The sequence below is a fragment of the uncultured Duncaniella sp. genome (genome assembly GCF_910577345.1).
Taxonomy (GTDB): Bacteria; Bacteroidota; Bacteroidia; order Bacteroidales; family Muribaculaceae; genus Duncaniella.
In genome coordinates this window covers 1-10,571 of sequence record NZ_CAJTMT010000048.1, presented here as the reverse complement: position 1 = coordinate 10,571, position 10,571 = coordinate 1, and the positions used below count along the sequence as shown (strand labels likewise).

The following is a 10,571-nucleotide window of genomic DNA, read 5'->3' as shown; positions in this document are numbered from 1 at the left end:
CCCCGTTCTCTCCCCCTCCCTCCCCCTTTATCAATCTATTATTAAATTTGCGGCTGCTAAATCAACCAATTGGCATAATTTTTGTTAGAATAGTATAAAAGTAAGGTAAGCCCCACCGCCGGAGGACAGAATCCCCCAACGTGAACAAGCCTGCCTGCAAAGAATATTCAACAAAGAAAAACTCACAACTTCAACATAGCTCATGAACTTCAATAATTTCACTATCAAGTCACAGGAAGCGATACAGAAGGCCATAGAGATTACCCGTGGTGCGGGCAATCAAGCTATCGAACCCGTGCATCTGCTCAAAGGAGTCATGACCGAAGGGGAATCACTCATCAACTTCATCTTCTCCAAGGTCGGTGCCAATGTCGCCACCTTGATGCGTCAAGTTGACACAAAAATCGCCGCTGAACCGAAAGTGTCAGGTGGCGAACCCTACCTCAGTCGCAGCTCCAACGATGTCCTGCAGAAAGCTCTCGACATCGCCAAGAAACAAGGTGACGAATATGTCACTCTCGAAGCCCTCCTCTTAGCCATTTTCACGGTCAACTCTCCTGCCTCGACAATCCTTAAGGATGCGGGATTGAGCCAACGTGAACTCGAATCGGCTATCGCGGAACTTCGAAAAGGAAAGAAGGCTACCGACCAGAGCGCCGAGGACACCTATCAGGCCCTCTCAAAGTACGCCATCAACCTCAACGAGCGTGCCCGTGAAGGAAAGCTTGACCCGGTAATCGGTCGTGACGATGAAATCCGCCGCGTGTTGCAGATTCTCTCACGCCGTACCAAAAACAACCCGATGCTCATCGGTGAGCCGGGTACAGGTAAGACAGCCATCGCCGAAGGACTTGCCCAGAGAATCGTCCGTGGTGACGTTCCTGAAAATCTTCGCACCAAGCAAATCTACTCGCTCGACATGGGCGCACTTGTTGCCGGCGCGAAGTACAAAGGTGAATTCGAGGAGCGACTCAAAGCCATCGTCAACGAAGTGACCGGTGCCGACGGCGAAATCATCCTCTTCATTGATGAAATCCATACCCTCGTCGGAGCAGGTAAAGGCGAAGGCGCTATGGACGCAGCAAACATCCTCAAACCTGCACTCGCCCGTGGCGAACTCCGCTCAATCGGTGCAACCACCCTCGACGAATACCAGAAATATTTCGAAAAGGACAAGGCACTCGAACGCCGATTCCAGAAAGTGATGGTCAACGAGCCTGACGAGGCTGCAGCCATCGCCATCCTCCGCGGCTTGAAGGAGCGCTACGAGAACCACCATAAAGTCCGTATCCGCGACGAAGCGATTATCGCTGCTGTGACACTCTCCGAGCGATACATCACCGACCGTTTCCTCCCCGACAAGGCCATTGACCTCGTCGACGAAGCCGCCTCGAAGCTCCGTCTCGAAATCGACTCAGTCCCGCAGGCTCTCGACGAAATCACCCGTCTCATCGCGCAGAAGGAAATCGAACGCGAGGCCATCAAGCGTGAAGGCGACACCGAGAAGGTCAAGGAAATTGAAAAGTCACTCGCCGACCTCCGCGATCAGGAGAAAGAATTCACCGCCAAGTGGAAGGCTGAGAAAGACCTCATCAACAAAATCCAGCAGAACAAGATTGATATCGAGCAACTCAACTTCGATGCCGAGCGCGCCGAACGCGAGGGCGATTATGCGAAGGTCGCTGAAATCCGCTACTCGAAAGTCCAGCAGAAGGAACAGGAAAACGCTCAGATTCAGGAACAGCTCAAAATGATGCAGGGCGAAAAGGCCTTCATCAAGGAAGAAGTTGATTCGGAAGACATCGCCGATGTCGTGTCGCGTTGGACAGGCATCCCCGTCAACAAAATGGTCCAGAGCGAGAAGGAAAAACTTCTCCACCTCGAAGCCGAACTCCACAACCGCGTTGTCGGGCAGAACGATGCCATCGCAGCTATCGCTGACGCAGTGCGCCGTTCACGCGCCGGACTTAACGACCCCCGCCGTCCTATCGGCTCGTTCATCTTCCTCGGCACAACCGGTGTAGGTAAGACTGAGCTTGCAAAGGCTCTTGCCGAATATCTGTTTGACGACGAAACGATGATGACCCGTATCGACATGAGCGAATATCAGGAGAAACACTCCGTCAGCCGTCTTGTCGGAGCGCCTCCGGGATACGTCGGCTATGATGAAGGCGGACAGCTCACCGAGGCAGTAAGACGTAAACCCTACTCCGTCGTGCTCTTCGATGAGATTGAAAAAGCCCACCCGGATGTGTTCAACATCCTTCTCCAAGTGCTCGATGACGGTCACCTTACCGACAACAAGGGCCGACTCGTCAACTTCAAGAACACCATCATCATCATGACCTCCAACATGGGTTCACACGTCATTCGCGACAACTTCGCAAAACTGACGCCCGAAAACCGTGGTGAAGTCATCGAGAAGACCAAGGGAGAAGTGCTCGAACTCCTCAAGCAGCAGATCCGTCCGGAATTCCTCAACCGTATCGACGAAATCATCATGTTCACCCCGCTCAACGAGCAGGAAATCGAAGAAATCGTCGGTCTGCAAATCAAGTCGATCCAACGTATGCTTGCCAAGAACGGCGTGACACTCGAAGTCACTCCAAAGGCGCTCAAATTCCTCGCCGAGGAAGGCTACGACCCCGAGTTCGGTGCCCGTCCTGTCAAGCGTGTCATCCACCGAATGGTGCTCAACCAACTGTCGAAGGACATCCTCGGACAGAAGGTCGACCGCGAGAAACCCATCGTCATCGACTACGACGGAGACGACATTGTCTTCCGTAACTGACAGCAGGATTACTGCCCGGACTAACGGTTGCCCCCACCCCTCATCCACACACAATTTATACTTTCAATAAACTATTTATTTTAAACGCAACTATGAAACGATTTATCTATCTTCTTCTCATGCTTCCGTTGCTCGGGCTGGTATCCGCCTGTCATGACGACAAGGATCTCCCCGATGTAAGTCTCTCGCTTGATTATTCCGGCGGTACACAGCAGGACGGAGCAATCTATGTCGTTCAGGGCGACACTCTCACAATCAACGCCCTGCGCGCTATTCCTGCCGAGGGAACAAAGGCCGCAACTCTTACAAACGTGGTCTATTTCTGGGACGGAATGCCCCAGACTCCTCCTATCGACCCCAACCAGCCCATCCAATTCAACACTGCTGAGATGGAAGTCGGTAACCACACCCTCGGTGCGAACGCAACCGTTCTTCAGGTCGACAAGGAAATCGGTTTCGCCGTGACTCAGTTCCCGGTTGTAATCGTAGCCAGCGACTCTGACCAGCCCGGTGAAGGCGACAGCGGTACCATTACCCCTGACACCCGCATCACGGACAATGAGAACTAATCCCGCAAAATCAACGGAAACTGAAACGACCGATACATAAATTCCGTATTTCGCAATACAGCCTCCGGGCGTTGCCAAGGCCAAAAGCCATCCCAACTCCGGAGGCCGTGTCGCGTAACACTTAAAGATTAGATATGGCAATGATTGATCGTAAAATGTGATTTGTATTCAGGAGGCTACGTTATCATCGATACGAAAGCTTTTCAGCCAATAGTTGCACATATTATTAAAAATCATTAATTTTGCCATGCGTATATTACGCGCGATGTTTTCAGTAACAATTTCTAATCAACAATTCTCATCACTATTCCAAGCCAAAATGGCTTTTGACATTCAGACTATTAACGCCACACTATGCGACATTTGAGTTTCCACAACATTTTAGCTGCTTTTATTGTGCTTTTAGCAATGGCATCCTGCTCAACGCCCAAAAACGTCGTTTATTTTCAGGATATGACAAACGAACATTCCTATTCCGGATATCAGCAGACTATCACTATTAAACCTGCCGACAAACTTTCTATCCTCGTGCACTCTCGTGACCAACAACTTGTCGATCTCTTCAATCTTCCGTATACACCACGTACATTGGGAGCAACAACAACTCTTAACCGTGGTACAAACCAAGGAATAAGTTCTTATACAGTATCCCCTGAAGGTTCTATCGACTTTCCTCTTCTTGGGGAAATTAAAGTCGAGGGTATGACTCGTTTAGAAATAGCAGGACTTATAAAAGGAATGCTTATATCTAAAGATTATGTACGAGATCCTGTGGTCACGGTAGAGCTGACAAACGGAATTGTGTCTGTGCTTGGTGAAGTAGCACATCCTGGTTCTTATTCAATTGATCGCGATGACATGACCATTCTCGATGCCCTCGGACTTGCCGGTGACCTCACCATATATGGTCGTCGTGAAGATGTCAAGCTCATCCGTTCGAATGGTGACAAACAAGAAACATATATAATAAGTCTTCTTGATGCACAGAGTCTCCGAAACTCCCCTGCATATTTCATCCAACAAGACGATGTTATTTACGTTGACCCTAACAATACCCGTATACGTCAGAGCACAATCAATGGAAATACGCTCTTAACACCGTCTTTCTGGATCTCACTGGCATCACTTGCCACGACAATTACCGCTCTCTGTATCCGCTAAAAATCGACTGTATATGATCTCAGCAGATACCAACTACTAATTCATTGCATATCTCCGTTTATAACTTCAAATTCTTATTCTCCCATAGCGCAGTGTAGCGCGGAAGGAGGTCAACGTTTCAGCTAAGATGATACAAAATCACAATCAATTTGCCGATGATCAACCCCGTTATCCCGGGAACTACCAACAACAGACATTCCAAAACGTCCAGGATGAAGAAGACTCTTTTAACATTAGAGATTTCTTTCTTGTATGCATGACACATTGGCGATGGTTTGCAATCTCCGTAATTCTATTTTTAGGTCTTGGTGTTTTGTACATTTTAAGTACGCCCAAAACTTATACCCGCACAGCGGCTGTCATGATCAAGGACGACAAGGATGCTTCCAAGCAGAGCGTCGCAAATGCGCTCAGCGACATAGGTCTCTTCCAAAGCTCATCGAATGTCAACAACGAAATGCTTGCATTCGAATCTCCGGCCATCATTGGCGATGTCATTCTTAAACTTGGCCTCCAGACCGACTACACTTATCGCGCCGGTCTTAGGAACGTAACCCTTTATGGCGACTCCGTTCCCGTAGAAGTCAATTTCATAGACCTTCCCGCAATGTCGTCAGCATTCATGGAAGTCGAGATCCTCGGAAAGGGTAAAGTCGGCATCAACCGCATGAGACTCGGCATGGAGGAATGCGAGACCGAAAACATCGAGGTTAACATGGGCGACACCATCAAGACCGAGCTCGGAAAACTCGTGATCAACCCCGGTCCCAACTATTCTGTCGACTTCAAATCACCCATCAAGGTGATGCGCTACAGCATCTCTGAAGCTATCGAACTCTACAAGACGAAGCTCTCCGAAAGCCTCGCTGACGACAAGGCATCCGTCATCGACTTCACCTTCAAGGATGTAAGTATCGCCCGTGCTGACGACTTCCTCAACACCCTTATCAATATTTACAATGACAAGTGGGTGGACGACAAGGCACAGCAGGCCAAAAAGACTTCTCAATTCATCGCCGAACGTCTTCAGGTAATCGAAAAAGAACTTGGCAATGTTGATAGTGATATTGCAGACTACAAAGGAGAGCATCTTGTTCCGGACGTAGAGGCCGCTTCAACAATGTATATGGCAAACGCCAACGAAAACACAAGACAACAGCTTGAAGTATCAACTCAGATAGCCATAACAAAGTATCTGCTCGATCATGTCAACGATCCTTCAACGAATGGACAGTTAATGCCTGCAAATTCGGGCATAGAAAACCGCGGTATCGAGACTCAGATTCAGGAATACAACACCATCCAGCTCGAACGCGATAAACTCGCAAGCACCACCGGTGAGAACAACCCCATCATGCAGGACTACGACAAGAGCCTCCGCAGTATGCGCAGCGCACTCGTTCAGTCGCTCGTGAACCAGGAGCGCACCCTGCAGACTCAGCTCAATTCACTCATCCGCGACGACCGCGCAACCAACCGCAAGATCGCATCCTCACCCACCCAGGCCAAATACCTCCTCTCTGTCGAACGTCAGCAGAAAGTGAAGGAAGCCCTCTACCTCTACCTCCTCCAGAAACGTGAGGAAAATGAGCTCACCCTTGCCTTCACCCCCTACAACACCCGTGTCATCACTCCTCCGATGGGCTCCAACAAGCCCACCGCGCCTATCTCGCGCAATATCCTTCTCATCTGTTTCGTGGTCGGTATCGTACTTCCCGCCCTCATCCTCTTCCTTGACGAAAGCATGAACAGCCGTCTGCGCAACCGTTCGGACCTCGACGGCATCAAGACTCCGCTTCTTGGCGAAATCCCCGAAGCCTCCGACAATACAATGTCGCTCCGTATGCGCTCTTTCCGTCGCCGTTGGCGCGAGATGATGGGCAAGAGTTCAAAAATCGAGGAAGCTCCCTCGCTCCTTGTGCATGAACACGGACGCAGCATCGTCAACGAGGCCTTCCGTATGGTCCGCTCCAACCTTGAGTTCATGACCCGTAACGGCCGCAACCGTGTCATCATGGTCACCTCGTTCAACCCCGGTTCCGGTAAGTCGTTCATCTCGCTCAACCTTGCCGCAGCCCTCGCGCTCAAGGACAAGAGCCGCAAGGTCCTCGTCATCGACCTTGACCTCCGTCGTGCATCAGTGTCGCGCATCCTCGCCGACCACTCGCGCGGTATCGCCGACTACCTCTCCGAAGCCACCGACAACTGCGACCAGTACATTCAGGCAACACCCTGCAAGGGCCTCTATATCCTTCCCGTCGGAACAATTCCTCCCAACCCTGCCGAATTGCTCTATTCCGACCGTCTGAAGAACCTCATCGAGAAATACCGTCAGGAATACGACTATGTATTCTTCGACTGTCCTCCCGCCGAGGTCGTTGCCGACGCTTCAATCATCACCCCGCTGGCCGACATGACCATCTTCATCATCCGTGCAGGTCTTCTCGACCGCCGCATGATTCCGGAAATCGACCGCATCTACGATTCGCAGCGCTACAAGAATTTCATGCTCATCCTCAACGGCACGATTTCTTCGGCAACCCCCTATCGCCGCTACGCATACTACTCCTACTATACCTCACGCAAGGAGACAGATGTGACAAAAACATCCGGCAAGAAGGATTGACAATGACTCCGTTCTCCGGCAACAATAATACCGGATGACATAAACCTAAATTGCGGTAATTCCACAGTCAAACACTTGGAATTACCGCAATTTCTTTCTACCTTTGCACCCGAAAATAAGAGTGGACAAATTTGGCTGCTTGCAACCACTTCAAAAAATGCTAAAACTGCACACCGTCCTTGGCATCCCCCTCCGCCATCCGACGGCATTGACATCAAAATCTCTTCTCGTTGATTTTCATCGAAGATTTAGACTTTTGAGATTCATAGTGTGTGTCGGACATCCGCGAGGACAATGACACCGAAAGATGAAATGTTGAAGCAGGCAAGCGCGTTATCTGATCCACACGCATTTTCATGCCGACTTCGACATTTTATTTATATATAAGCCATACATATCAACTTATGAAAACTTATCTCTTCACATCCGAATCCGTCTCCGAAGGACATCCCGACAAGGTTGCCGACCAGATTTCCGACGCGATTCTCGATGAATTCCTTGCCCGTGACCCGAAATCAAAAGTAGCCTGCGAGACTCTCGTCACCACCGGTCAGGTCGTGATTGCCGGCGAGGTCAAGAGCGAAGCATACATCGATCTCATGGAAGTCACACGCGATGTGATCCGCAATATCGGCTACAACCGCAGCGCACTCAAATTCGACGGCGAGGCTTGCGGTGTATTCTCAGCCCTCCACGAACAGAGCGCCGACATCAACCGTGGCGTCGAGCGCAGCGAACTTGAAGAGCAGGGTGCCGGTGACCAGGGCATGATGTTCGGCTATGCCTGCAACGAGACCCTCGACTATATGCCTCTCACCATCGACCTTTCCCACCGTCTGCTCCAGGAACTTGCCGACATCCGTCGTGAGGAGAAGGAAATGACCCACGAAAAGCGTGGACGCATCTACACCTATCTCCGCCCCGACTCCAAGAGTCAGGTGACCGTTGAATACGATGAGAACAACCGTCCGCTCCGCGTCGACACCATCGTCATCTCCACCCAGCACGACGAATTCATCCTTCCGACCGACGACTCCGATACAGCCCGCGCAGCCGCTGACCGTGCCATGCAGAAACGCATCACCGATGATGTACGCAACATTCTCATTCCCCGCGTCAAGGCCAAGCTCCGCCCCGAAGAAGCAGCCCTCATCGGCGACGATGTGAAACTCCTCGTCAACCCGACAGGCAAGTTCGTAATCGGTGGCCCTCATGGCGACACCGGTCTCACAGGCCGTAAAATCATTGTCGACACCTACGGAGGCCACGGAGCCCACGGTGGTGGCGCATTCTCCGGCAAAGACCCATCCAAAGTTGACCGTTCGGCAGCCTACGCAGCGCGCCACATTGCCAAAAACCTTGTGGCTGCAGGTGTGGCCGACCGCGTCCTCGTGCAAGTAGCCTACGCCATCGGCGAAGCCCGTCCCGTCAGCCTCTGCATCAACACCTACGGAACAGCCAAAATTCCCCTCTCCGACGCAGAAATCGCTGAGAAGGTCAACGCCATGCCTTGCTTCGACATGACACCCTACGCCATTGAAAAGCGCCTCGGCCTCCGCAACCCCATCTACCGTGAGACTGCAAGCTATGGCCACATGGGTCGCAAGCCCATGACGGTGACCAAGGAATTCCACTCTAAATACGAGCCCTCCTTCACCCGCACCGTCGAACTCTTCACATGGGAAAAACTCGATGCAGTTCCCGCCGTGAAAGAAGCCTTCGGATTATAACCCGGCAGACCCTCCCGAAAACGTATATCCCGATAGAATAAAATCTATTTCGGAGAAAAGGCACATAAAGCCATAAGGGCGTAAGCAACATAAGATTCATATTAGCAGTAAGACCACCCTAATCGGTGAAAATTCTGAAAAATCTTATGTGACTTATGCCCTTATGGCTTTATGTGCCTTTTCCTATCCACTACCCTGCCGGTAACGTCAGAAAAGCACAAGCATTCTATTCCTTTATGCCGTATGCAAGGTCGCCCGCGTCGCCGAGACCGGGGACAATGTAGGAATGTTCGTTGATGATTTCGTCGATTGCACCTACCCAGATTGTGGTCTTGTCAGCCGGAAGGGCACTCTTGATATAATCGACAGCCTTGCGCGAGGCTATGATGGATGCCACATGGATATGCGCAGGCTCACCCTTGGTCAGCAACGCGCGGTAGCAGAGATCCATTGACGAACCGGTGGCAAGCATCGGATCGGCAATCACAAGAGTCTTGCCGTCGATACGCGGCGAGGCAATATATTCGATAAACACATCAAAGTTCTCTTTCTCGCGATATTTGCGATAGGCCGACACGAAAGCATTCTGCGCATGGTCGAAATAGTCGAGGAAACCCTTGTGGAAAGGTATGCCCGCACGGAATATTGTAGCAAGCACCACATTTTCGTCAAGCACCTGTGACGGAGCGATACCGAGCGGCGTTTGCACGTCGACAGTCTTGTAGCGCATCCGCTTCGACATCTCGTAGGCCATTATCTCACCTATGCGTTCAAGGTTACGGCGGAATCGGAGCATGTCGGTCTGCACGTTCACGTCGCGCAGCTCACTCATATACTGGCTCACCAATGAGGGTGTGTCGGCAAAATTGATAACTTCCATGATGTGTATTAAGGATTTTGATGATTACTTATTTAATAACGACAAAAGTAACGATTTTTCCTTCCCCCTGCAAGATTTCCGCTGCAAACGGCCCGATTAAACCATAAAATCACCCTACCAGATAGCAACAAGCAAATAGCAAAGAACCATAACCATGCCGGAGGGCAAAAAGCAAATGTAAAGAGACATAACCATGCCGGAAGGCAAAAAGCAAATGTAAAGAGCCACAACCGTGCCGGAAGGCAAATAGCAAATGCGAAAAGACACAACCGTGCCGGAAGGCAAATAGCAAATGCGAAAAGACACAACCGTGCCGGAAGGCAAATAGCAAATGCAAAAAGACACAACCGTGCCGGAGGGCAAATAGCAAATGCGAAAAGACACAACCGTGCCGGAGGGCAAATAGCAAATGCGAAAAGACAAAACCGTGCGAAGGCAAATAGCAAATGCGAAAAGACACAACCGTGCCGGAGGGCAAATAGTAAGCTGCGCAGCAGCGATGCGATGGTAGCCCCGCATCGAGCGGCGATGCAATGAAGCCCGCAGGGCGAAATTGCGTCACCGCGAAGGTGTGTGGGTAAATGAATGCCACCCGCCACGGGCATCGAAGATGTCCGATAATAACGCACCCTTCCAATAATTCGAATAATTGTTGATGTGAACGTTATTTGAAAAGGGTCAATACCGTGGATGATGGTTGGGCAATGTCCGAACGAAACTATCGGACATCTTCGATGCCCGTGGCTGCATGTCAACCGATAACCCCACACCTTCGCGCTATGCAATTTCGCCCTGCGGGCTTCATTGCATCGCG

Annotated in this window: 6 protein-coding genes; 5 read left to right on the top strand and 1 reads right to left on the bottom strand. The window is 50.8% G+C overall.

Translation table 11 applies throughout. The features are described 5' to 3' along the window. Positions 1-202 precede the first annotated feature (202 nt). The 5 genes from clpB to metK all read left to right on the top strand — a co-directional run bounded on the left by clpB (position 203) and on the right by metK (position 8,877). Entirely contained in the window at positions 203-2,791 is a 2,589-nt protein-coding gene (clpB, locus tag QZ310_RS13150) for an ATP-dependent chaperone ClpB (protein ID WP_297073623.1), read from the top strand. Between the two features lie 92 nt (positions 2,792-2,883). Further along, entirely contained in the window at positions 2,884-3,360 is a 477-nt protein-coding gene (locus tag QZ310_RS13145; protein ID WP_297073620.1) for a hypothetical protein, read from the top strand. 354 nt (positions 3,361-3,714) lie between these two features. Next, a complete protein-coding gene (locus QZ310_RS13140) occupies positions 3,715-4,521 on the top strand; it encodes a polysaccharide biosynthesis/export family protein (RefSeq protein WP_297073618.1) in 807 nt (268 codons plus the stop codon). 127 nt (positions 4,522-4,648) lie between these two features. Next, on the top strand, positions 4,649-7,147 hold the full coding sequence (locus QZ310_RS13135) for a tyrosine-protein kinase family protein (protein WP_297073616.1): 2,499 nt from the start codon (positions 4,649-4,651) through the stop codon (positions 7,145-7,147). 404 nt (positions 7,148-7,551) lie between these two features. After that, on the top strand, positions 7,552-8,877 hold the full coding sequence (metK, locus tag QZ310_RS13130) for a methionine adenosyltransferase (RefSeq protein ID WP_297073613.1): 1,326 nt from the start codon (positions 7,552-7,554) through the stop codon (positions 8,875-8,877). A 226-nt stretch (positions 8,878-9,103) separates the two neighbouring features. Here metK and upp read toward each other — a convergent pair whose 3' ends face one another. Continuing rightward, a complete protein-coding gene (upp, locus tag QZ310_RS13125) occupies positions 9,104-9,757 on the bottom strand; it encodes a uracil phosphoribosyltransferase (RefSeq protein WP_297073612.1) in 654 nt (217 codons plus the stop codon). Positions 9,758-10,571: the final 814 nt, after the last annotated feature.